Consider the following 23660-nt stretch of genomic DNA (forward strand, 5'->3'; position numbering starts at 1 on the left):
TGAAGACAACTGGGGAGGTTGGTTAATACGAACGGGACAGTGGAGGAGAGGGTCCGAACGAGTGACGCGGGGACTCGTGGGGCGGTCGGTAAAGTCGTGGAACAGGTCTATGTCGCCCACACCGATCCACGCGGGCGGCAGCCCGTCGAGGTTCCTGCGCCTTGCCGCCGCAATATAGGGGCGATCGTCGAGGTCCTGTGGCGGGCGGCCGAGGTAGGAGGTCCAGGCGAAGCGGTTGGACTCCGGGGTCCACGTATAGATGGCGCTGTGGGGAGGGTCGACGCGTAGAGCCGTGCGGTCGTCGAGCATGGGGTAGATGAGGAGTTGGAACCGGACCGGCACTCCTGAATCGTGGGCGCGCTGGACTACGGCGGCGGCGAGTCCGCCTCCGGCGCTTTCGCCGCCGACGGCGATGCGGGCGGGATCGACGCCGAGGTCGGCGGCGTTGGCGTGGAGCCAGCGGAGCGCACCGAAGCAATCGTCCAGAGCTGCGGGGTACGGATTTTCGGGTGCGAGGCGGTAGTCGACGCTGACGACCAGAGCGCCGAGTTCGTCGGCAACGCGGCTGCACCAGGTATTCTCCTGCCGAGCGGCACCCATGACGGTTCCTCCGCCGTGGATCCAGAGCAGCGCTGCGCGCGGCGCTCGGCCTGATGCCTGGTAGGTGAGCACCTCGACGGGGAGGTCGTCGGTCGTGGCCGGCAGCGTGCGCCGCTCGACGCGGACGCCCGGCCTGGAGGCGGCTCCCGCCAAGGGCACGACGCGGCGGGCGATGGCCAGAGTGACCGGGTTGCCGAAGTTCAGCGGGAGGAAGAGCACGGGGTGCCGCAGCTCGCGGGGGACTGCCGCCAGAGCGCGGCGACGTGTGCTGATCGCCGCGGCAACGCCGAGGGTTGCTGCGGCGCCCAGTCCGGCGAGGACTCGTCGGGGTGTCATGTACTGCGCACCTTTCGTTCGGGTGGTCACGATTCTCGGGTTCAAGCGGTGGCGCCTTGACGGTCGGCCGCGGTTTCCAGGTCGGGCAGTGGTGGTCGGCAGATCTCGTGGGCCTCGTCGCTGGGAAGGCCGAACATCCGCAGCAGATCCTCGGTGACCTGGTCGGCCGCTTCGGCGTCGTCGCGTTCGGGGTTGTCGTGCGGGAGTTGGCCGAGGCAGAGCGCCGCGCCCGCGACAAGGGCGAGGGCCGGCTCGCAGTCACGAAGGTTGAACCGGCCGGTGTCGGCCGCGGCCTGGATGTCGCGCCGCGCCCGCGAGGCCATGTCCCTGTTCACGCCGGTCAGGGCCAGTCCGTTGCTGAGTAGGACTTTGCTGCGCTCTACCGAGGCGCGAAGGTTGTCACATGCGCAGGTCCGGTCTGACGAGCCCTGCTTCGTAGGCGAAAGCCACCGCCTGGACGCGGGTCCGGGCACCGCTCTTGGCGAGGATGCTGCTGACGTGTGACTTGATCGTGGTTTCGGCCAGATGCAGGTCCTCGGCGATCTCTCCGTTGCTCCGACCCGATGCGACGCGGGTGAGAACCTCACGCTCGCGTCCGGTGAGGTGATGGAGCCGGCCGCTGTCGTCGTGGTCCTGGTCCGGGACGGGGCTGTGCAGGCGGTGAGCGAAGGTGTCGAGGAGTTTGCGGGTCAGACTCGGCGCGATGACGGCGTCACCTCTGGCCACCGCGTGGACTGCGGCGATCAGTTCCTCGGGGCCGGCGTCTTTGAGGAGGAAGCCACTGGCTCCGGCGCGCAGCGCCTTGTAGACGCGTTCCTCGAGATCGAACGTGGTCAGGACCAAGACCCGTGAACGACTGCCGGAATCAACAATGCGCCGTGTGGCCTCCGTGCCGTCCATGCCAGGCATGTGCACGTCCATCAGAACGATGTCGGGCTGGAGTGCGGAGGCCATACGGACCGCCTCGGAGCCGTTGCCGGTCTCGCCGACGACGGTCAGTCCAGGTTGTCGTTCGAGGATCATGCGCACGGCGAGGCGTTGCGAGGACTCGTCGTCGACGTTCAGCAGGGTGGTCATGGTGCTGGTTCTTTCGTGGGGGCGGACCGGCGGTACGGGTGTGTACGGCGCTTCCCGAGTACGCCTACTCGTGTGCGATGTGAGCGCGGTGTTCGGCGAGTACGTCCAGTCCGAAGTCGGAGGTCAGGTCACGCCACACCGAGTGGGCGTGGTTGGCGTACCGCTGTGTGTTGTCGTACTCGATGAGGACGCGAGGGTCCTGCACCCGGTAGTAGTGCGGTTCCCCGGCGTCTGTGCTGCCCGCCCAGCCGAAATGCACGGCGTCGAGGACGGTGTCGGAGGCGTAGTGGGTGTCGTAGGCGTCCGCCAGGAACTCGGGTGCCCGTCCGGTGTAGAGGGTGACGAGCCGGCGCAACAGGTGTCGCTGCTCGTTGTTCAGGTCGCGACCGCTGATGCCGTTGGGGGGAATCGTGATGGCCACGCGCGCGTGATCGTTCTCGGTGTATCCGCTGCCCGCTTCCGCCCGGCGGTCGATGTCGTCGACGAGCCGGTCCAGCTCGGGGTCGGCGAACTGTCCGCGCCACAGGTCCTGCATGTGCATCATCGTGTCGCCGTGTTCGACGCGTGGGCGGTTGCCGGAGACGATGTCCGAGACCGCGGACGGGTGGAGCAGGGCGCTCCGGAGCTGGCCCGGGTCCAGACTGCGGACCAGTTGACGGGCCGTCTCCTCAGGGCCCTGCAAGGGCCGCAGGGTGCCTCCGATCAGCTCGGTCGTGGCCGGGTCGGCACCGATGAAGCAGGGGGTCGTGGAGACGAGCCGGCCGGCGACGACGAGGTTGTTCAGGGAGATGTGATGGCCGCCGAACCGCCATGCCCAGACCCGGTCGCCGGGGCGGCCGAAGATCCTCAGCCAATACAGGCCGGGGTCCCGTCCGCGCTGCCGGCCCCAGTGGACCCGCCACCCTTCCAGCTGGTCCAGGACGTTCTCCAGTCCCATCACGGTGGTGACCGTGGCGTAGCCCGGGATGGACAGTCCTGTGGCCACCAGCCGCATGGCCAGGCTCTGTTGGCGGGCGTTCTGGTCTCGGATAGCGAGCCCGCCGTGTTCGGTGGGGGTGTAGAACCAGCGCAGCCGCTCGGCCTCCGCATCCGGGTGGAGCGGGGAGTCGTAGGCGGCGAGCGGGAGTTGGTCCTCGCTCAGGCTGTCCAGCCAGGCGGTGGCAGCATCGGTCATCGCGGCCGCTGCCTTCTCCCGCCCGGCTGCCAGGGCGTCGGGCACGGTGCCCTCTCGGTCACCGGTCACCGGTGGACTCCGGGTCCTCGGAGATGTCGAGCATGACCTTGATGGCGTTGCCCCGGCGCTCGGCGTAGGTGTCGAACGCCTCGGCGACGTCGGGCAGGCCGAAATGGTGGGTGACCAGTTCCGCGGTGCGCAGCCGGCCCCGGGCGGCCAGGCCCACGGCGCGGGACACCGAACCGGTGCCCTCGCCGCGGACCGTGTGGATCGAGATGCCGTTCATCACGGCGTGGTTGAGGTCGGCCCGTACGGGCTCTTCGAAGAAGCCGACGAGGACGACCTTCCCGGACCGCTTGGCCATGCGCAGGGCGTCGTCCACCGCGCTCGGCGCGCCTGAGCACTCCAGGACGATGTCGGCGCCGACTCCGTCGGTCGCCTCCCGGACCGCCTCAACCGCGTCTTCCTCCCGGGAGTTGACGACCAGATCCGCGCCGAAGGACTTGCCGATGGCCAGCCTGGCTTCCCGCGTCCCCGCCAACGTGACAGTCCTGGCGCCGAGTTCACGTGCGACCTGCACCGCGAGCAGACCTATCGGTCCGGGGCCGATCACGGCGACCGTCGCACCGACGAGCAAGGTGTCGAGCACGTCGAAGGCGTGCATCACGGTGCCCACGGTGGTGAGGACGACCGCGGCGTCGAAGTCCACGGTGTCCGGCAACCGGTGGAGGGTCGCCACGTGGTTGAGCGCGTACTCCGCGAAACCCCCGTTGACGGTCATCCCCTGCACGCGGTGCCCGGTGTGCCGCAGGCCGTAATTGAGGCAGTCCGTGTAGGCCCCGGCCAGGCAGTTGGCGCAGCGCATGCAGCCGCGGTGGGCTTCCGTCACCACCCGGTCGCCGACCCGGAGCTCGTCCACGGCGCTGCCCACCGCAGCGACGACACCGGCGTACTCGTGGCCGGGTACGAACTCGCCCGCGGCCGGGCCGCCGTCCCTGAAGAAGTGCCGACTGCGGATCTTCAGGTCCGTTCCGCACAGGGACGCCCTGCGGACGTGCACCAGAACGTCTTCCGGTCCCACCTGCGGCACGGGCAGCGTCGTGACGGCGAGGGTGCCGGGCTCGCCCAGCACCGCGGCCTGCATGGTTTCCGGCAAGGACATAGGGGCCTCCAGTTACGGCCATGAACATGCGTCGGGAATCGACGGGCCGAAACGGCCCTGTTCCCCACCTCATCTTGCACGCCGGAAATACCTATTCCCTATTCGCGGCGCATAGGCATCCCTTATGCATGACGCGAGAGATTCCTATTGGAGACCCATCACGACCTCGTGGCAGTGTCATGTGGAAACGACGGACGTAGCCGTCGGCCGTACGGCCGGGGAACGGGGCCACGCGCCCAAGGAGCGAAGCTGTGGATCTGGGAATTTCGGGCAAGACCGCGCTCGTACTGGGCGGAGGTGGGGGTCTCGGCGGCGCGATCGCCCAGGCTCTCGCCGCGGAAGGCGCCGCTGTCGCCGTCGCGGACATCAGCCCACAGGCCGCCGAGCGCACCGCCGAGGCGGTGGCCGACGCGGGCGGGAAAGCCGTACCCCTGGAATGGGACCTCGCGGACCTGGGCGCGATCGACCAGCACATCGCGGCAGTCGAAGGGGCGCTCGGTCCGGTGGACATCCTGGTCAACAACACGGGAGGGCCGCCGCCCTCGCCGGTTGCGGGACAGGACCCCGACCTCTGGCTGAAGCACTTCCAGTCCATGGTGCTGTCCGTCATCGCGATCACGGACAGGGTCGTGCCACTGATGCGGAGCCGCGGCTGGGGCAGGGTCATCACCAGCGCCAGCTCGGGGGTGATCGCCCCCATCCCCAACCTGGGGCTGTCGAACGCTTTGCGGAGCAGCCTGCTCGGCTGGTCCAAGACGCTGGCCCGGGAAGTCGCGGCCGAGGGCGTCACCAGCAACGTGGTCGTCCCGGGACGGATCGGCACCCAGCGGATCAAGTTCCTCGACCAGGCCAAGGCCGATCGGGAGGGCAAGTCCGTCGCGGAGACGTCCGCCGAGAGCGTCGCGTCGATCCCTGTGGGCCGCTACGGCGAACCTCGGGAATACGCCGCCGCCGTCGCCTTCCTCGCCAGCGTCCAGGCCTCTTACATCACAGGCTCGGTCATTCGCGTCGACGGCGGACTCATCGCCAGCCTCTGAAAAAGACATCGGACTTCTGAGGAGGCACAACAATGGCACCCCTGGACCGCAACACCAATGGTGTTTTCGCCATCGCACCAACACCCTTCGACGAACAAGGCGCAATCGATTTCGACTCACTCAGCCGACTCATCGACTTCTACGGAGACGCCGGCGTCACCGGACTGACCCTCCTGGGCCAGATGGGCGAAGCACCCAAGCTCTCCCACGAGGAAAGCGTGCGCATCGTCCAGCACGTCCTCAAGCGCACCGATCTGCCGATCGTCGTGGGTGTCTCCGCACCCGGCTACGCCGCCATGCGGGCTCTCACGGCCGACGTCATGTCAGCCGGCGCCGGCGGCGTCATGATCGCCCCACCGAACACGCTGCGTACCGACGACCAGATCGTGAGCTACTACGAGGGAGCGGCGGGCGCCATCGGCGCGGACGTGCCGTTCGTGATCCAGGACTATCCGCTGTCGTTCTCCGTCGTCATGTCCCCTGCCGTCATCGCCCGCATCGCGAACGCCGCGCCGGGGTGCGTGATGCTCAAGCACGAGGACTGGCCGGGCCTGGAGAAGATCAGCGCACTCCGGCGACTCGAAGCCGAGGGCGCGATGCCCCGCCTGTCGATCCTGTGCGGAAATGGCGGCCTCTTCCTGGACTTCGAGACCGAACGCGGAGCCGACGGAGCGATGACGGGCTATTGCGTTCCCGAGCTCCTCGTCGACGTGGTGCGCCACACCGCCGCCGGCGACCGTGATGCCGCCCATGACATCTTCGACGCCCACCTGCCCCTGCTGCGCTACGAACAGCAGCCGGGCATCGGCCTGGCCGTGCGCAAGTACGTCATGAAGCGCCGCGGAATCCTGGCCTCCGACACCCAGCGCAAGCCCGGGCCCGTGCTCTCGGCGCGCGCCCGCACCGAGGTCGACTACTTGCTGTCCCGGCTCACCCGTAAGGACAGCAGGGTCACACTCACGGCATGACGGCACGGCAGTCGAAGGACCGCCCATCACGGCACATCCAGCGGAGCGCTCAGCCCCGCCCCACCAGCAGACCGGGACTCTGCAGGAGGAGCGGGGCGCAGTTCTACCGGAACAACTTACGGAGACCCCATGCCTGCGACAGAGCCGTCGGAGCCGCAGAGAACGTCCACCGCCACACTTCCTCCCCCGGCCGAGAGCGCAGCCACCGCATCCGGCCGCCTGATGCTCTCGATCGCCGGATCCCAGTTCGGCATCGCCACCGTCTACGGTGCGGTGCCCGGCCTCCTGCTCGCCCTTCAGATCGAACACCTCGCGGGGGACGACAAGGCCGGCGTGCTCAGCCTGTTCACCCTCGCCGGCGCCGTGACGTCCCTCATCGCTCAGCCGTTGGCCGGGTTCCTGTCCGACCGGACGCGCACGCGCTCGGGCAGCCGCACACCGTACGTACTGGGCGGCAGTCTGCTGGCAGCGCCCGTACTGTGGGCCATGGGCTGGACCCAGTCGCTGGTGGTCCTCGCCGTGCTCTACGTAGCCTCGGAGTTCGTCCTCAGCGCGGCCCAGGGGCCGCTCGCCGCCGTCATACCCGACCGCGTCCCGGTCGAACGGCGGGGACGCTACAGCGCCGCCCTCGGTCTGGGCATCCTGCTCGGGTCGGTCGCCGGGACCGTGCTGGGGTCGGTGACCTCCGGCGACCTGCACATCGCCTACCTCGTCGTCGGCTGCATCCCACTGGCCCTGGCCGGCTCGCGCCTGTTCCTCGCACCCGACCCCGACAACAGATCCGCGGTCCGCACGGCACAAATCGCGACCGGGACTCGCTGGTGGCGGACCTTTCTCGTGTCCCCGAGAAGCCATCCGGACTTCTGGTGGGTTCTCGGCAGCCGGGCCCTCACCTACACCGGCTTCTTCATGATCAACGGCTACGGTCTCTATCTGCTCGACGAGTACATCGGGCTGGGGGACGACGCCGTCGACATGGTGCCGATCGCCGCCGGGATCGCCGCCCTGTGCATCTGCGTATCGACGGTGCCGGCGGGCATCGTCTCGGACCGGGTCGGCCGTCGAAAGATCTTCGTCTGCGCGGCATCGGCGACGATGGCCGTCGGCCTGCTGATCCCTCTCATCTGGCCGACCGTGACCGGATACCTGACCATGATCGTCGTCATCGCACTGGCCTTCGGCTGCTTCGAATCCGTCGACAACGCCCTGCTCACCCAGGTACTGCCGCGCTCCGACTCCTACGCCCAGGACATCGGCGTCCTCAACGTCGCCGCGATCGCCCCGCAGATCCTCGCACCCGCGCTGGCCGGCGCCCTCGTGGTCGGCACCGACTCGTACGCCCTGATCTTCCCGGCCGGCACGCTCTTCGCCCTGCTCGGCGGGCTCAGCGTCCTGCGCGTGCGAGGCGTGCGCTGACGGCATGGGGCACGGGCGGCGCCCGGTCGCGTAGCTTGATCGCATGCAGCTACGTCAGCTGGAGTACTTCCTCGCGGTCTGGGAGGCGGGCTCCTTCAGCGGAGCGGCTGCGCGGCTCTATGTCACGCAGCCTTCGCTCTCCCAGCAGATCGGGGCCCTGGAGAAGGAGCTGGGCGCGGTCCTGCTGGAGCGCGGCCGGCAAGGGGTGACGCTGACTCCCGCGGGCCGTGTCTTTCTACCCCGTGCGCAGGACGTCGTCCGTGCGGTTCAGGACGCGCAGGACTCGGTGCGCGAGGTGGTGGAGGGCCGTCAGGGCGACGTCCATGTCCTGACCGTACGGTCCGTCGCCTCGGGGATCCTGCCGCCGTCCGCGGCACGCTGGCACTCGACGTACCCCTCCACCGTGCTGAGACTGCACGACTACTCCCACCGCAGGGACCTCGAAGAGGCCATGCGCAGTGGCCAGGGCGACATCGCGGTCGGTCCACGGCCCGACCCGTGGGAGGGACCCGTCATCTCCCTGGGATACGAGGAGATGGTGGTGACCGGCTCGGCCGAATACCCGGCGGAGGCAGCGGCCGATCCGGCCGAACTGGCCGCTGCCGACTGGGTGCTCTACGAGCAGGAACAGGGCATGAGCGAAGTGGTGGACCGCCTGGCAGGGCACCTCGGGTTCACACCGCGCGCCGTCGCACGCACGGGCCAGGTCTCCGCAGCGCTCCTGTTCGCGGTCGAGGGGATCGGCGTGACGGTGACACCGGAGAACGCGGTGCCGCTGCGCTGGTCGAGGCACGCCCGGCGGATCGGGCCCGGCTATTTTCGGGAACTGGTGGTGTTCAGCAGGAAGCTCCCCTCCCAACTGGCCGAGCGGTACCGGGACATGCTCACCACTTTGGAGTTGCCGCTGACCGCGGAGCGGGATCTGCCCGAAGGAGCACTTCGCTTCTGAGGGCCGTGAAGAATCAACACGCTGCTTCGCGGTCTCTCTGTCGCCGTCGGGGAGTTCACGAATGCGGGATGTCAACGGCAGCCGGCCGGTGCACCCGTGCGGGCGACGTCCATGACTTCCTTGGCAGCTCGCTGGGCAAGGGCCTGCCCTGAGGACCATCTGCAACCTGGTGACGGGCACCGGCTGCGTGAACGTCGTTACGCCCACGACATCGCGAACTCACTCCGGAGCCGGCCATCATAATGGTTACGCTGTTTCCGTTATTGCGCTAGGCTGAGCCGCTGCATCGATCGACCAAATCGCCCGTCTGGGCGCCGAGCGATGCACCCGGCCGGCAACTCGACCGCGCCCGACACATCCCATAACGGTCTCGCGACGACCCGCCCGCCGCAGGCCGTCACCGGTGACGCCCATGCCGCCACGACGCCGACACCCTGGAGATACAGCATGATCACCATCACCCTCGCCTGCGCCATCGCCCTGATCTTCGGGGCGAGCGGAGTGCTCAATGCACTCGCATTGCCGAAGGCGCGCGAGCTAGCCGCCGAGACCGGCTTCTCCGTCGCCGCCTACCGCCGCATCGGCGTGCTGCAACTGGCAGGAGTCGCCGGTGTGGCGCTCGGCCTCGCCATGCCGCCGCTCGGCGGCCTCGCGGGGACCGGGCTTCTCCTGCTGCTCGCCGGAGCTGTGGTCGTACACCGGCGCAACGGCGACCCGGTTGCCAAACTCGTGCCCGCCATAGTGTGCGCGGTGCTTGTCGCCTCATACCTCGCGGCCTTGTTCGCCTGAAGCGCTGCGGATCGAGGCCACGCCGCCACAGATGGGCAGCTGCCGCGGTTTCGCCCTGTAAGCAATGCTGCCCAAGCTGTGATTTCACCTCGAAGAGCCGGCCGACCGGGATGACCTCGGACCGCCACGCTCCCGAAGGGCAGATCCAGCCTGGGCTCAAGGGCGCTGAAGCCGCGACCGCACGGTCCGCCTGACTACACCAGCGCCCCGTCGACAGTTCCGACCCCCGAGGGGTAGACGATGCCTGTCCTGATCGTGATAGCGATCTACGCTATCCGGATCGCGCGCGCCCCCTTGGACTCGCGCCTGAAGAAGCGCAACGTCGGCCCCCTGTCGGTCACGACCGGAGCGGTCATGCTCTATCTGACCTGGGACTGGCTCAGGCCCGAGGGCCTCAGCGCTGTCTATTTCGTCCCGCCATCGGTCTGCTGCTGCTCGTCCTCATCTCACTCGGCCGGGTCGGCCGCATCCTCCGACTGCCCTACGAGCGCTGGCTGTTCCTGCATCGCCTCACCGGTCTGCTGCTCCTGTCGGCGCTGTTGCACGGCTGGTTCCTCGATCTCATCATCGACGGGTCCACGCCCCTCCTGGCGATCTACGTCACCATGGCCACCATCGGCATGACCGCCTACGCCTACGACGAACTGGTGCTACGGCACAGGGAACCCCGGGCGGACTACACCGTCCACCGGGTCGAGCGGCCGACGCCCGACATCCTCGACCTGACCCTCACGCCAACCGGCGAGACGGCGCTTCCCGTGACAGGAGGTCAGTTCGTCTACCTGCGGGCCGGCGGCTGGCACGAACACCCCTTCAGCGTCGCAGGAACGCAGGCCGACGGCTCAGTGCGCCTCACCATCCGTGCCCTTGGCCGCGGTACACGCCGCCTCTACGCGGACATAAGTGAAGGACACGCCGCAACCCTCAAGGGTCCTTACGGCATGTTCGACCACACCCTCGGCGGACCCCGGCAGATATGGATCGCGGGGGGCATCGGTATCGCGCCCTTCCTCGGCTGGCTCACCCACCCCGGTGCAGCGCCGCCCCGCACCGACCTCTTCTACTGCGCCCCCACCGCCGAAGACGCGCTGTTCCTCCCTGAACTCACCGCTGCGGCAGCACACCGCCCCGAGCTCCGGCTCCACCCGACGTTCAGCCGCAGCCACGGCCGTCTGACCGCCGAAAGAATCCAGGCCGAGGCCGGACCGATCACTCCCGACACCCACGTCTTCCTCTGCGGCCCCGCCTCCATGATCGAAAACCTCACTCGCGCCCTCCATCGCCAGGGCGTCCCCCGCCGGCATCTCCACGCGGAGCACTTCGCCTTCCGCTGACGAGCCGCCGACCATACGGGTCACATCAGCTGTAGGCCTGAATTCCGCGGTGAGGCAACGGCACGCAGCTCACGCCGGAGACCATGGCGCCGGCGTTCCGGCGCGGGCCCACCTCTGGCGGAACGCGACCGGGACGCTCGCCTCTGGAGCCATCGCCGGCCGCCAAACCGGATCCGTTGGAAGGAACCTCGCGCATGTGATCCACGAGGCCACTGCCGCCTGGATCCACTCACCGAAACGGAAACGCCGCCCTTCGTCCACATCACGGTCCCCATCGGGGATGTCACCGACCAGGACGATCTCAAGTGCACGATCCAAGCGAGCCACACGGCCATCTCCGCACCCGACCCGAGCAACAACTTCATCCCGGTCGCACGGAGCGCCGCCGCACCCCTCCCTTCCGGCACTGCCCGAGCGGGCGCGACCCCGGAAGGCCCGCGGCAGCCGTAGGCGTCAGCGGACACGGCAACCGAGCACCGAGCACCGAGCACCGAGCACCGAGCAAACCCTCCCCCCGATCTCGCCCACCAAAGCGATCGCACGGCGGCCATCGCGGCTGACCACAACGGGCGGCCCGGCACATAGGCCGCCGTGCCGCTGCTCGGCCTGGCCTGGCCGGTCAGGGCCGGGGCCGGAAGGATGGAAACAGCCGACGAGGCCCCCAACAGCCCGTGAAACACGCCAGTCCTGCATCACGTCATCGGCCAGATCAGTAGCCGCCGCCCATAGCAATCGCATCGATGGGCCGCTCTTGAGCGCCGATCCGACGGGGACACCTCCGAATCCCTGCGAGTCACCGGATGGCAGCTCAAAACTGCTGGAGATTCTGTTCCGCCCAGATGGTCTTGCCGACAGGCGTGTACCGGGTACCCCAGCGTTCCGTCAGCTGAGCGACGAGCAGCAGACCACGACCGCCCTCGTCGCTGACCCGGGCTCGACGCAAGTGAGGGCTGGTACTACTGCTGTCGGACACTTCACACGTCAATGTCTGATTCCTGAGCAGCCGCAGCCGGATCGGGCCCGTGGCGTAGCGGATGGCATTGGTCACCAGCTCGCTCACGATCAGTTCGGTGACAAACGCGGCCTCGTCCAACCCCCACGCGGTCAGTCGATCGCAGGCACGGCGGCGGGCCTCGGCCACGATGGCAGGGTCTCTCGGCAGGTCCCAGGAGGCCATATTCTCCTCGCCAAGGCCCCGTGCACGGACTACGAGCAGGGCCACGTCATCGGCATCGGCATCGGCATCGGCATCCGGGTGCATCTCGTCCAGGACGCTGTCGCAGACCGCTTCAAGAGACGGTGCCGGTCGGGCGAGCGCCTGACACAGCGAGCGAATCCCTTCGTCAATATCGTGGTCACGGCCCTCGATCAAGCCGTCGGTGAACAGCGCGAGCAGGCCCTCTTCGGGCATGTCCAGTTCTGCGGCTTCGAAGGGCAGGCTCCCCAGTCCCAGTGGAGGGCCGGCGGGCAGATCGACGACGCGGGTCGTGCCGTCCGGATAGATCAAAATCGGTGCCGGGTGCCCGGCTCGGGCCAGGGAGCAGGTGCCGGAGACAGGGTCGTAGACGGCGTAGAGACACGTGGCGCCGATTTCGCCCGGTATGGCGTCAGTGCTGTCGGCATCCTCGGCGTCATACGTCGGGCCGGCGTGCGTGACGATGTCATCGAGGTGAGTGAGGAGTTCGTCCGGCGGTAAGTCGATGTCGGCCAGGGTGCGAACCGCCGTGCGGAGCCGGCCCATGGTGGCCGAGGCACCGATGCCGTGACCTACGACGTCGCCGACGACAAGACCGACCCGAGCGCCGGGCAGCGGAATCACGTCGAACCAGTCGCCGCCTGCCCCGGCACTACCGCCTGCGGGGCAATATCGGGAGGCCGTCTCGACGGCAGGATGGATCGTCGGTCCCCTCGGTAGCAGCGAACGCTGGAGCGCCATCGCGATGCCGCGCTCGCGGGTAAAACGGCGGGCGTTGTCCAGGCAGACAGCGACCCTGGCGACCAGGTCCTCAGTGACGGTGAGGTCGTGGGGTTCGAAGGGTTCGTTGAAGGTCGCGTACCGGAGGAAGAGCACAGCGCCCAGCATTACGTCGTGGGCCCGAACGGGAACGGCGACAACGGAGTGTGCCCCGAAGCAGTGCACGTGGGCCGCATGGGCCGGATCCTCTCCCAGCCAACGGATGATCGCGGGGTCCTCGATGTCGTAGAGCTCCGCTCGGCCAGTGCCCAGGCATCTGGCGAGAGGAGACGACTGCGGATGCGTGTGGATCTCGCCGACATCGAGTACGGCCTCGGCGGGCAGCCGGCGCGAGCCCCCTTGGGCGGCCCGACGCAGCACGGCTGGTGCGGCAGGGGGACCGGAAGGCGGCAATTCACCGCGGAAGACACCATCCACAAGATCAACGCTGACGAAGTCTGCGAAGCGAGATACCGCGACATCGACGAGTTCCTGAGCGGTTCCGTACACGTCCAGGCTGGCACCTATGCGAGTGCGGGCCTCGCTCAGCAGGGCAAGGCGCCGACGGCTGTTGTACTGCTCGGAGTAGTCGGTCGCAGACAGCCCCACCGCACGCACCTGCCCGTTGGCGTCCTTGAGCGGGAAAACGTCCACCGCCCAGGCATGTGGCTTGGGCTCGCTGGGAAGCAAACCGAAGACCTCGGTGTACTCCGTCTCGCCCGTCTCGCCCACCCGCAGGATCCGTCGCTCGAGTTCCTCAAAAACGGCCCCCTGGAGGAACTCGGTGAGGCGCAGACCTCGGACTGCCCCGTCCGGGAAACCGGAGGCCCGCCGTATAGCGGCGTTACCCCGTAGCGCGCGCCCCTCGCGGTCGTAGAACCCGAGAGCGAGGGGCTGCTGTTCGAACATCCACCGCATGACCACGTCGTCCGAGGGCGTCTCCGATTCCGAGGGCACGGCTGTCACGAGGAAGGCCTCTTCCTGTCCTGTACCGACTATCGGGTGCAGGACGGCGCTCTGGCCCACCACATGACCGTCGTGACCTCGAAACCTCGATCGGTCCGGAGTGAGAAGGTCGGACAGCGGTCTGCCGACTATGTCATCGGGCGGGTATCCCAGGAGTTCCTGACCTCTAGGACTCCAGTACGCCACACGATTGTTCCCGTCTGTCACGGCGACGACGACGGAGAGTTCGGGGTGTGGCTCGTCTGGCTGACGAGCGCGCCGGTCAGGCGGCTCGTCGAAGCGGTGCATCGTGGCGTACCTGCCCTTCTACCTCATGCAGGCACCTTCCACGATCGTCCGCGAGGCCGTTCATAGCAAGGCGAGCACCATCCCGACCAGTCTGCGCCGACAGGCGAGGTCAGCGGTCTCATCGGTGGGCTGCCCACCAGGCGGCGCCGGCGCCGGCTGTGTCTTCCCTGCTTCGTCAGCGGCGGTGATGCGATGCTGGCCAAGGCCGAGTGCAGAGATTCCGCGGCGGGATAGCAGCGGCACGCGATCCGTCGACGGCCGGGCGCCATGTAAAGGTCCGGCATTGCAAAGGGTGAGACCGCTCTGCCCAGCAGCAGCGGCAAACCAGCGATCGCATACATGGGCCGGAACCCGAACTCCGGCGTGATGGCGATGCTCAACAACGCCGACGCGATCGCCCCAACCGCGAAGCCGGCGTTCCCGATCGCGGTGAACAGGTAACGGCGCGGCTCCGGGGCGAACTCGACGGCGAGCGCGATGCAGACGGGTATCACGCCGCCAAGCCCGATGCCGCCGAGGAAGCGGAACAATCCGAACAACTCACTCGTCGGCGCAGCGGCACAAGCAACCATGCACGCAGAGAACCAGCTCGTGCACAGCATCAACATGCGCTTGCGGCCCAACAAATCCGTCGCGAAACCGCACAGCAGCGCACCGAGCAACAGGCCGACGAGGCCGAGGCTCGCGATCACCCCGACCTGTGCCGCGTCGAGACCCCAAGGCCGATACTTCAACAACTCCGGGATAGTGGCGCCGAGAACCGATATATCGTATCCGTCGAAGAATATGATCAGGCAGCAATAAGCGGGGACGAAGGCCCTCAATCTTTTGCCGCGCAACGGTCGGAACGGCGTCATTGCATACTCCTCACCATTGAGGGATGACTGCACGGAAGGTGATATCACGGTCACGAATTCGGCAGCGCCCCACGATGGCTTGGCGCAATCTGGCCTGAAACGTTCACCAACCCGGTCGTGACGTCCGGGAACACGCTGCGGGACTAGGCTGCTATTGGTAATCGCGAGAACACAACGAAGTGCTGCCCACGGCAGCAAGCTCAGCCAAGGGACATGAACGGGGTACAACGCCTCCGAACCCTCCGGGACGGTTACATCGGGACCCTTAACGGATACAATGACTCCGAAACGCGCCTGTCTGAACGTATCACTGAGAGGCCGGCCGCCGAAAGGAGACCGCCGCATGGCTTCGGAGGTTCAGCCCGTTCCAGGCAGTCCTGCCTGGTGGTCGAGCCGGGCGCTCACCCTTACGCATCAGAGCGGGCGCCCACAGACAGACGTCGACACCATCGTCGACACGGCCCTGGAGCTCATCGACGACGTCGGGATCCAGGCGCTGACACTCCGCACCCTCGCCGAGACTCTCGGTTCCGGCACGGCAACGCTCTACCGCCGCTTCGACAGCAAGGACGAACTCCTCACCCTCGTAGCGGAGAGGATCTTGAGCGAAGTCCGCGTCACGCCTGAGGAACTGGAGGGCCTCCCCTGGCGAGAAGCCGTCGCCGTCGCCGCGAACGCCCTCCATGACACCCTTCGTCGACACCCACACGCAATACCCCTTCTCGCCGCTCAACTCCCCGTCGGCCCCAACGGCCTCCGCGCCAGAGAATGGCTCGGCGGGCTGCTCCTCGGGCACGGATTCTCGGTCCCCCTGGCCGCTCGCGCGTTCACAGCCATCGGTCATTACGTGATCGGCTTCGCGATCCAGCAGCACAGCCCGAGAACTTCAAGCCCCGAGGATCAGCGGCAACTCCGGAACTACTACCACTCACTAGACCCGGCCGCCTATCCGGCGACAACTGCGGCCGCCGACGAGCTGACTTCCGTGTCACCCCACGAGGAATTCCGATTCGGCCTGGACCTGCTCCTCGACGGCCTGGAGCAAGCCTCGCGCGAACGTCCCGGCAGGCGCCAACCCGGGCGAATCCCGCGACACCCCATCGAGAGCGATCCGGCCGCCTGACAGGCGGCGCCCTCGGACGATCAACCGCATGCAGGACTCACCGCCCCTCTCCGCTTGCCCTCGCCCCCGTAAACGGCTACGTTGTATCCGAAAGGTATCGGCTACAACGTAGCCAATACCTGGGAGGTGAGATGCCCCGGCCAGGCCCCCGCCGACCGGAACTACTCCATTCAGTCGAGTGCCATCCGCCGCCCAGTGCGGACGCATGGTCCAGTTCGCAGACCCCCAAGGCAGCGTGAGCGATCGCCGCCCTGCCCCAGAGAATCGATTGAGGTCGATCACCATGACAGAAGCCCACGACATCGACGTCCTGGTCGCCGGAGCCGGCCCGACCGGTTCCACCGTGGCGGCCGATCTGCTTCGGCGTGGACTTCGCGTGCGTGTCGTCAACAAGGCACCGCACGCCTTCGAGGGCTCCCGCGCCAAGGGGATCCAGCCTCGCACCCAGGAAGTCCTCGAAGACTTCGGCGTACTGGATGAGGCGCACGCGGAGGGCGGCCCCTACCCGCTCGCGGGACTACACCTCGGGCCAGTCACCGTGCCCTGGAAGATGCAGCAGCGCAACAAGCCGACCTCGGACGTCCCCTACCCGAACATCCTCCTGCTGCCGCAGCACCGGACCGATGCCATCCTGCACCGCCTGCTCCAACGCCTCGGGCTGACCGTCGAGTACGGGGTCGCCCTGGAAGGCTTCGAACAGGACGCGGACGGCGTCACCGTCACACTCTCCACCGGTGAGCGAGTGCGCAGCAAGTACCTCGTCGGCGCCGACGGCGGCGCGAGCGCCGTCCGCGAGGCCACCGGTCTTGGTTTTGTCGGGGAGACCGACGACTCCGACAAGACCCTCATCATCGACTGCTCGATCGACGGTCTGTCCCGTGACAGGTGGCACATGTGGCCCCGTGCGTCCGCGGGAGCATGCCCGCTGCCGCACTCCGAACAGTTCCAGGTGATGATCCGGTTGAAGTCGGGTGACACCCCGAATCTCGACCATGCCGCCCTGGCCGAGCAGTTCCACACGCTCACCGGCCTCAAGCTCCGCGACATCACCTGGGTCTCGGTGTTCCGGCCCAACGTCCGACTCGTCGAGCACTACCGCCAGGGGCGGGTCTTCCTGGCAGGCGACGCCGCCCATGTGCACACCCCTGCCGGCGCGCAGGGCCTCAACACCGGTGTGCAGGACGCATACAACCTTGGATGGAAGCTCGGCCAGGTCATCGCCGGCGCACCGGACAGCCTGCTCGACAGCTACGAGGCCGAACGGCTGCCCATCGCCGCAGGCGTCCTCGGCAAGTCCAGCGAGCTCTACCAGAGCCTCAGCAAGCACCGTGTCGCGGGCCTCAAGCGCGGAGACGAAGAACGCCAGCTCGGACTCACCTATCACGGCGGCCCGCTCGCGCCCGCTGACGCTCCGGCCACCAAGACCCTTCACGTGGGCGACCGAGCACCTGACGCACCGTGCACCGCACCCGGCACCAGCCGCCTTTTCGACGTCTTCCAGGGACCGCACTTCACCCTGCTGGCCTTCGGCCCCAAGGCCACCGCGGCATTGCCCAATCTGACGTGGCCGACCGAAGGTGCCGAGCTGCGCCGTTACGCAGTTCGCGCCGGGCGCGGAATCGACAGCGGCTACCTCACCGACGCCACCGGCCAACTGACCGACATCTACGGCGTCGACGGCGACGCGTTGATCCTGATCCGGCCCGACGGATACATCGGCAGTGTCATCACGACCGACTGGGTGGCCTCCTTCGCCGACTCGGCCAAGGCATTCACTCTGGACGCCGGGACTGGGACAGGTCGGCATCGGAACCCACAGATTATGTGAGGCCCCCGCTGCCCGTACCCGCCGGTGAGCTCCTGGGCCACCCCCTCGGCAAAGAGTCGTTCCGAGCAGACGAGCCGTCGAGTCAGGTCCGCTCAGCCAATGGTCTTTGCCTCGAAGTGCAGCCCGAAGGAGTCCACACCGACGGCCGCGCCAAGGCCGACAACGATCGGCGTCTCTTCTGGGTGGCGCACAAGTGGCTGTATGGCCGCATCGGAGGGTTCATCCCTCGATTGTTGTGGTTGAACTACGTCTGACTGCTGGGGATTATCCTTGTCCCTTTCGCGACGAAGGTCCTCATCGAGGACAGTGATTACCATCCTGGGCGCGACCGGCAACGCCGGATGGAGATCCACGTGGCGAAGCGGTTTCGGCGCCGCGCACGTTGATCGCGGCCGGACGCGACTGGGCCCGCCGCGTCGACGTCGTCATCGAATACGGGTGGGGCGAGCCCACCGCCCGCGCCATGGTCGACATGCTCACCGCCCGCACCGACCGCAGCGCACCGCTCACCTGGATCGACATCGGCTCCGCCGCCGGCTCGACCGCCCCCATCCCCTCTGCGGCACCGCGCTCGACCCGACTGCAGATCGTGGATCCGGCATCGGCGCCGTCCCCGACCGCGGCTTCATCAAGGAACTCCCCCAACCCACACCAGGCCGCGCATCCGGGTCTCCATGCCTGACCTCTCCCAGAAGCCCCTCGTGACAATTTTCGGCGTCCGTTGTGTGAGAACCGCGTTACGGATACATTGTATTCGAAATCATCGGCTGCTGGTCCGGGACGGGCCGCTCCCTGGCGCCGTGCCCTCTTCCCGGCGGCTACAGGTTCCAGCTCATGATCAAGCTGCGCGCCGACGAGGAACCGCATGCCCTACGGCCGCAGCTCGCCGGACAGCCGCCCTGGCGCATCGCCTCGCGCCAGGCCGAACAGGAGGAGCTTCAGGAATGTCAGCAAAGCAGGAGGTCGCCGAGGGCCTCTTGGTCCCGGTCGTGACCTTGGACTTCGTCGGCAGCCGCGCGGAGACAGAAGAGGCCACGTCGGGACTCTCGGCCGAATCACAGGCCGCGCTGCGCCAGTTCCCGTTGGAACGCATGACTGGCTACGGCGTCGACTACGCCGATGCCATCGAATTGCGTGCCCGCGTGATCGAGGGGCAGGACTGGCGCTCGGCTGCCACGGAGCTGGCGGAGGTTTGCCTGCGCCGTGTCGAGGCCGCCCCGGGGGACGCCGGCAGGCCCACCCGGATCGGCTACTTGCGCCGTACGTCCGCCCTGCTGCGCATGAGCCAGATGATGATGCTGTCCGACACCGCGCAGCGGCGGGCGATCTTCTCGCGGGCTGCCGAGCTCTACGCGCAAGCCGCCGAGCCGAGTGGTGACCGCGAGCGCGTCACGATCGAAACCGGGCGTGGCCCCTTGGCGGGGTGGGTCGTCCCCGCAGGCGGCACCGCAACCGGTTCGGCCATCATCATTGGCGGCGTCGAGGGCTGGGGCATGGATTTCGACAGCCTCGGCGAGGCGCTCGCGGCACGGGGCATCGACGCACTCCTGCTCGACGGCCCGGGGCAGGGTGAAACAAGGTTCACACACGGGCACTACCTCACCGCTGGCTGGCGCGACGCGTACGGGCGAGCCGTCGACTTCCTCGACCAGCGTTCGCCGGGCCGCCCGATCGGCTTCATCGGCAACAGCATGGGCGGCAGCGTCGCCATGGCCGTCGCGGTGCAGGACACCCGGATCAAGGCGTGTGTCGACAACGGCGGTATCCACGCACCATGGCTCGTGCCGCCGACCATGGGGACCTTCTTCTCGAAGATGGTGGCCGCCTGCGGCACCACTGACGCTGACGCGGCGGTAGACGTCTGGAAGACCGTCACCCCGCTCGCCGACGGACCGAACTCCGGCTACCCGCTTCTGGTCGTGCAGGGTGGCGAAGACCCCATGATCTCAATGGACCTCGCGGAGATCCTTCTGCAGGGTGCCCCGACCGACGACAAACAGATGCTCGTCTTCTCCGACGGCAATCACTGCGTCTACAACCACAAACACGACCGTGACGCACTCATCGCCGACTGGATGGCGGCGCGCCTGCGCGGCCTGCCGAGCCCCAAGATCGCAAGCTGAGAGGAACCACCCTCGTGATGATCATCGACGCACAGATCCACCTCTGGGCAGGCGAGAGCGCGCCACCGCACCACTGGCGCGCACCGTACACCGTCGATACCGCGCTGAGTGACATGGACGAGGCCGGCGTGGACCGCGCGGTCAACTGTCCGGCAATCTGGGATGCCGACGCGAACGACTACGCGGTGGAGGTGGCCAAGCAGCATCCCGATAGGTTCGCGACCCTCGGCTGGTTCCCCCTCGACGCCGCCGCGGACGAATCCCTCGTCGATTCATGGCTGGACAAACCCGGCATGCTGGGCCTGCGTTTCATGCTGGCTGCACCGGAGATGGCCGACCGCATCGCGTCGGGCGGGCTCGACTGGCTGTGGGCGGCCGCCGACCGGCGGAGGATCCCCGTGGGCCTCATGGTGCTGCCCCCTTACTTGCGCGCCGTCGGCGACGTCGCCGCCCGATATCCGGATATGCGACTGCTGATCGACCACCTCGCGGTCAACCCCTTCGAGAAGCTGCCCGACGCGGCCGGGCACCTCGACGCTCTCCTCGCCCTCGCGCGCCACCCCAACATCGCGGTCAAGGCGACGGGCGTACCGAGCATGGCGACAGACTCATACCCGTTCGCCAGCACACACGCCGTGCTGCGCCAGGTCTTCGACGCGTACGGCGCCGAGCGAATGTTCTGGGGCACCGACATTACGCGGCTGCAGTGCACATGGCGCGAGGCGGTGACGATGTTCACCGAGGAACTCCCCTGGCTGCGAGGCCGCGACCTGGAGTTCGTCATGGGCCGCGCCGTGGCCGACTGGATCGGCTGGCGCTGAGCAGCAAAACTGTCGACCGCGGCGTCGCCAACGACTGTAATCCCGGACGGGAGGACGTCTCTCCGGGATTACAGTCGTGCCGCATTCTCAGGCACTCCCAGGCTCAAGAGCCGGCGTCTCCACGATGCAAGGAGCCGCTCGCCTCGCCTCAGGCCGTGGAATCGCTGACGCCGTCGACATCGAACCCCGCGCTCGAGCAATGTGCTCAGTGCCCCCTGGCGCCTTCACGCTCATGCGAGGAGCTGAGCCCTGACTGTTCCAGCCCGCTGAGGAGCAGGTCCAGGCCGAACCGGAACTCCTCGTGCAACGGTACTGAGGTCAACTCGTCGGCCGCGGCCATCGTGGCCGGATAGGCGGTCGGGTCAAGGGAGTTGTAGTAGTCCCGCAGCTGGCCTTGATCCTCGGGGCGCGGTGCCCCGGGGCCGTGCTGCTGGATGGCAAAGCCGATCACGTAATGGCCGATTGCCGTGAAGGCGCGGGCTGCCAGGCCGACCGGGAACCCGTGGCTCAGGAACAGGGTGATGAGCCGTTCCCTGCCTCGAAGAGCGTTGGGGCCGACGGGAACTTGGGCCGCCAGCAAGGACAACGCGTTGGGGTGCCGGCACAGGGTGCCGTAGAAGGCCTCCGCAGCGACGGTCACGGCATCCCGCCAGGACAGGCCCTCCAGTTCCTCGGGCGGCACGCGTACTTCGCCCAGAATCCTGTCGCCGACGAGAGCGAGAAGCTCGTCCTTGCCGTTGAAGTGCCGGTAGAGCGTCGCCGTGCCCGAGTTCAGGGTGTCGGCGAGCATACGCAGGGTCAGCGCCTGGATGCCGACTTCGTCGATGAGCTTCAGGGCTGTGTCAACGATCCGCCCGGCATCCATCGGGGGGCGCCCACGCCGGTACGCGGGGGCGGGTGTCCGGCTCGCCCACCAGGCAGGACTCCCCGGAACCAGCTGGACCTCCAAAGCCATGGAGCGGTCATCCTCTCGGCCAGATCTGCTGAGGACACGTATCGAGAACAGGAGTTTCGGCCTTATCGTATCCGTTTTCGACAGCGGCACGGCGGGATGCGCCCACGCAAGGGCCAGACCGAGGGGCTGCATCCCGTTTCCGGCCTACAGGCCATCTCTTGTCGGCCGCGCACTCTGCACGAGGCGCTCCTCGACGTGGACGGCGGCGGCCTGGGGTTCCATTGGACGGAATCGCCCGGCCATCACCATGGGCGTAGCCCGCAGCTGCCACGCCTTCCCGCACTGGCTCGTCAGCTGCTGTCGGTTGACGCGCGACGGTCAGCCTCGCCGAGGCGAAGGGCGAAATGGGTGAGGCAAAGGTCTACGGAGCTGTCGTCCTGCCCAGCGACCTCAGCCAGAAGCTGGCGACGCTCTCCACCGACGCGGTGTCGGCCAGCCCTGTGGAACGGCCCGAGATCACCGTCTACACGAACCAGCTTGCAAGCGCCTCGAGCGCATCCATCGTGACCTCGTTCGCCGACCAGGCACTGTCACAGGCCAACCGGACGGTGGGCGAGCAGCTCACCACGGCCGTAGCGTCCCCCCGGGGCGCCGACGGGTCCCACGATCGAAGCCTGTCGGGGACCGCGCGCCTCGTCCTTTCCGAACCCATGAATGTCCAAGTCACGCCCTTCCAGAGCGTTCCGGACGGCACGGGCAACGGCATGTCGGCGATGTACTACGCCCTCCTCCTGGTGTTGGCCGGCTTCACCGGTTCCCTGATCGCCAGCAACTTCGTCGACGCCTACCTCGGCTTCATCCCGACAGAGATGGGGCCGGTCTACCGGCTGGAGGACAACTCGGGACACGGTCGCCTGGCCACCCTGACGATGAAGTGGGCCCTGATGTCCGGCCTTGCCGTCGTCGTCAGCACGGTGTATTTGGGTGTAGCCGCTTGGGCCGGGATGCCCCTGGAGCACCCTTGGACGCTATGGATGCTCAGCGTGCTCGCGATCACCGCCGTCGCCGTGGTCGTGCAGTCGATCCTCGCCCTGCTCGGCGGCCCGGGCATGGTGGTCAACCTCTTCCTGTTCATCGTGCTGTCTGTTCCCAGCTCGGGAGGCACGACGCCACTCGAGGCCACGCCTTCCTTCCTTCGGTTCCTCGCCTCATTCGAACCGATGCACCAGATCTACCTGGGCACCCGCTCGGTTCTGTACTTCGGAGCCACGTGGGACACGGGCCTGGGCCGCGCTGTGATCGCCTCGGTCGCAGCGATCGTTCTCGGCGTCCTGGTCGGCTTCCTCGGCACCCGTTCATACGATCGCAAGGGCCTGGTCAGGCGCCAAACACCTGCCGCCGTACAGGCTTGACCGCCGGAACCTCACCGGCGGACTCCGTCACAAACCTCCGCCTGGGGCCGCCTGACCGTGCGGTCCGTCAGTGGGCCGTCCGCGCTCGGTGTTCCGCGAGCTGATGGCCGGGGTCGCGTGTGGTGCCTCCATCGGCCTGACCACCGCAACGGCCACGCCTACCTCGGCGAGTTGCACCTCAGGGCGCCCGCCGGAGAGACGGGATCTGCGCGCGGCGCGCGGATCGTCGCGACGGCGGCCAATCTGGGGGGCATAGGTGTGGGGCCCCTGTTCGCGGGGCTGCTCGCCGAATACGCTCCGCACCCGTTGCGGCTGCCCTACGCGGTCTTCGTCGTCGCCCTGCTGATCCTGGCCTCGCTCGTCGCGCTCGCGCCCGAAACCGCGAAGGCGCCGACACTCAGGCCGCCGTACCGGCCCCAGCGCATCGCCGTGCCTCGGCACGGGCGTCGGCTGTTCTTTGCCGCCACCCTCGGGCTTCGCCGCCTTCTCCGTGTACGGCGTGTTCGTCGCTGCCGCTGCGCTGTTCAGAACACGCCAGGTGAACATCGAAC

At 67.8% G+C, this 23660-nt stretch carries 19 protein-coding genes and 1 pseudogene; 12 read left to right on the forward strand and 8 right to left on the reverse strand.

The window, feature by feature from the left end; genetic code table 11:
* The 5 genes from ACFYX4_RS35730 to ACFYX4_RS35750 all read right to left on the reverse strand — a co-directional run.
* On the reverse strand, positions 1–966 hold a 966-nt coding region (locus ACFYX4_RS35730), incomplete at its 3' end, for an alpha/beta hydrolase (RefSeq protein ID WP_389342669.1).
* A gap of 11 nt (positions 967–977) precedes the next feature.
* Positions 978–1409, reverse strand: a complete 432-nt coding sequence (locus ACFYX4_RS35735) for a hypothetical protein (RefSeq protein WP_389342672.1) — start codon at positions 1407–1409, stop codon at positions 978–980.
* The gene (locus ACFYX4_RS35740; protein WP_389342675.1) at positions 1336–2013 is read right to left on the reverse strand and encodes a response regulator; all 678 of its coding nucleotides are present in this window, start codon (positions 2011–2013) and stop codon (positions 1336–1338) included. Before ACFYX4_RS35740 ends, ACFYX4_RS35735 begins: the two co-directional genes overlap by 74 nt.
* A 64-nt stretch (positions 2014–2077) precedes the next feature.
* Positions 2078–3256 (reverse strand): DUF3500 domain-containing protein, encoded by a 1179-nt coding sequence (locus ACFYX4_RS35745; protein WP_389342678.1) that lies wholly within the window; start codon positions 3254–3256, stop codon positions 2078–2080.
* On the reverse strand, positions 3246–4349 hold the full coding sequence (locus ACFYX4_RS35750; RefSeq protein WP_389342681.1) for a zinc-binding dehydrogenase: 1104 nt from the start codon (positions 4347–4349) through the stop codon (positions 3246–3248). Before ACFYX4_RS35750 ends, ACFYX4_RS35745 begins: the two co-directional genes overlap by 11 nt.
* A gap of 251 nt (positions 4350–4600) precedes the next feature.
* On the opposite strand from ACFYX4_RS35750, the gene ACFYX4_RS35755 reads away from it, so the two are divergent.
* The 6 genes from ACFYX4_RS35755 to ACFYX4_RS35780 all read left to right on the forward strand — a co-directional run bounded on the left by ACFYX4_RS35755 (position 4601) and on the right by ACFYX4_RS35780 (position 10842).
* Positions 4601–5386 carry an SDR family oxidoreductase gene (locus tag ACFYX4_RS35755; protein ID WP_389342683.1) on the forward strand — a complete coding sequence of 262 codons (786 nt, stop codon included), beginning with the start codon at positions 4601–4603 and terminating at the stop codon, positions 5384–5386.
* 32 nt (positions 5387–5418) lie between these two features.
* Positions 5419–6354 carry a dihydrodipicolinate synthase family protein gene (locus tag ACFYX4_RS35760; protein ID WP_389342686.1) on the forward strand — a complete coding sequence of 312 codons (936 nt, stop codon included), beginning with the start codon at positions 5419–5421 and terminating at the stop codon, positions 6352–6354.
* 129 nt (positions 6355–6483) lie between these two features.
* Positions 6484–7770 carry an MFS transporter gene (locus ACFYX4_RS35765; RefSeq protein ID WP_389342689.1) on the forward strand — a complete coding sequence of 429 codons (1287 nt, stop codon included), beginning with the start codon at positions 6484–6486 and terminating at the stop codon, positions 7768–7770.
* Between the two features lie 43 nt (positions 7771–7813).
* Positions 7814–8719, forward strand: coding sequence for a LysR substrate-binding domain-containing protein (locus ACFYX4_RS35770; RefSeq protein WP_389342693.1), 906 nt, complete (start codon positions 7814–7816; stop codon positions 8717–8719).
* Positions 8720–9166: 447 nt separating this feature from the next.
* A complete protein-coding gene (locus ACFYX4_RS35775; RefSeq protein WP_389342696.1) occupies positions 9167–9508 on the forward strand; it encodes a DoxX family protein in 342 nt (113 codons plus the stop codon).
* Between the two features lie 539 nt (positions 9509–10047).
* The gene (locus tag ACFYX4_RS35780; protein ID WP_389342700.1) at positions 10048–10842 is read left to right on the forward strand and encodes a hypothetical protein; all 795 of its coding nucleotides are present in this window, start codon (positions 10048–10050) and stop codon (positions 10840–10842) included.
* Positions 10843–11650: 808 nt separating this feature from the next.
* Here ACFYX4_RS35780 and ACFYX4_RS35785 read toward each other — a convergent pair.
* Together ACFYX4_RS35785 and ACFYX4_RS35790 are read right to left on the reverse strand one after the other, a co-directional pair.
* A complete protein-coding gene (locus tag ACFYX4_RS35785) occupies positions 11651–14050 on the reverse strand; it encodes a SpoIIE family protein phosphatase (RefSeq protein ID WP_389342703.1) in 2400 nt (799 codons plus the stop codon).
* Between the two features lie 23 nt (positions 14051–14073).
* Complete coding sequence (locus ACFYX4_RS35790) at positions 14074–14907, reverse strand: MFS transporter (RefSeq protein WP_389342706.1); 834 nt, start codon at positions 14905–14907, stop codon at positions 14074–14076.
* Positions 14908–15250: 343 nt separating this feature from the next.
* On the opposite strand from ACFYX4_RS35790, the gene ACFYX4_RS35795 reads away from it, so the two are divergent.
* The 5 genes from ACFYX4_RS35795 (at position 15251) to ACFYX4_RS35815 (ending at position 20802) form a co-directional block, all read left to right on the forward strand.
* A complete protein-coding gene (locus ACFYX4_RS35795; RefSeq protein WP_389342709.1) occupies positions 15251–16030 on the forward strand; it encodes a TetR/AcrR family transcriptional regulator in 780 nt (259 codons plus the stop codon).
* Between the two features lie 235 nt (positions 16031–16265).
* A complete protein-coding gene (locus ACFYX4_RS35800; protein WP_389342713.1) occupies positions 16266–17858 on the forward strand; it encodes an FAD-dependent monooxygenase in 1593 nt (530 codons plus the stop codon).
* Between the two features lie 382 nt (positions 17859–18240).
* Positions 18241–18540 (forward strand): hypothetical protein, encoded by a 300-nt coding sequence (locus tag ACFYX4_RS35805; RefSeq protein WP_389342716.1) that lies wholly within the window; start codon positions 18241–18243, stop codon positions 18538–18540.
* A gap of 262 nt (positions 18541–18802) precedes the next feature.
* Complete coding sequence (locus ACFYX4_RS35810) at positions 18803–19981, forward strand: alpha/beta hydrolase (protein WP_389342719.1); 1179 nt, start codon at positions 18803–18805, stop codon at positions 19979–19981.
* Positions 19982–19998: 17 nt separating this feature from the next.
* Positions 19999–20802: an amidohydrolase family protein gene (locus ACFYX4_RS35815; RefSeq protein ID WP_389342909.1), complete on the forward strand. Its 804-nt coding sequence runs from the start codon at positions 19999–20001 to the stop codon at positions 20800–20802.
* A gap of 205 nt (positions 20803–21007) precedes the next feature.
* Here ACFYX4_RS35815 and ACFYX4_RS35820 read toward each other — a convergent pair whose 3' ends face one another.
* Complete coding sequence (locus tag ACFYX4_RS35820) at positions 21008–21667, reverse strand: TetR/AcrR family transcriptional regulator (RefSeq protein ID WP_389342722.1); 660 nt, start codon at positions 21665–21667, stop codon at positions 21008–21010.
* Positions 21668–22086: 419 nt separating this feature from the next.
* Here ACFYX4_RS35820 and ACFYX4_RS35825 point away from each other — a divergent pair.
* Positions 22087–23109, forward strand: a pseudogene (locus ACFYX4_RS35825) (DUF3533 domain-containing protein); the annotation flags it as partial.
* Positions 23110–23660: the final 551 nt, after the last annotated feature.

Origin of the sequence: Streptomyces sp. NPDC002328 (assembly GCF_042890065.1) — a bacterium.
Classification (GTDB): domain Bacteria; phylum Actinomycetota; class Actinomycetes; order Streptomycetales; family Streptomycetaceae; genus Streptomyces.